Genomic DNA, 413 nt, shown 5'->3' on the forward strand with positions numbered 1-413 from the left:
GTCCACGAAGGCCGCTCATCAGCCAGACGCCGCCCCGCACGCTCAACGAACTGGCCGACATCAGCAACCGCGCTGGGTTGTCCCTCCCCGACCCCGAGCTGGCGAACGCGGTGGGCTTCACGCACTTCGACACGTCGAGCAGCGACGACAACGTCCTGACGGTGTTGATGACCCGTGACGACCTGCCCAGGCTGGCCTCCCAGACGCTCGTGCGGGTGAAGTCGCGCGAGGACAAGCGTGACTACCTGGGGGTCGTGGTCCGGGGACCGTTCGCGGAGCCCAACGCCGTCCCCGCGAACTCCACCATGGCCGTGGGGGTCATCACGCACGGCAAGAAGCTGACGTACACCTTCGAGTACCACGGCCGCGCCGAGGTGGAGCTGTTGGGACAGGAGGTCGGCGGGGTACTGCAA

Annotated in this window: 1 pseudogene; it reads left to right on the forward strand. The window is 67.6% G+C overall.

Annotated elements, in window-relative coordinates:
• Positions 1–17: 17 nt before the first annotated feature.
• A pseudogene (locus D7V77_RS42800) lies at positions 18–413 on the forward strand (DUF853 domain-containing protein); the annotation flags it as partial.

It is taken from the genome of Corallococcus sp. CA041A (assembly GCF_003612075.1).
GTDB classification, from domain to species: Bacteria; Myxococcota; Myxococcia; order Myxococcales; family Myxococcaceae; genus Corallococcus; species Corallococcus exiguus.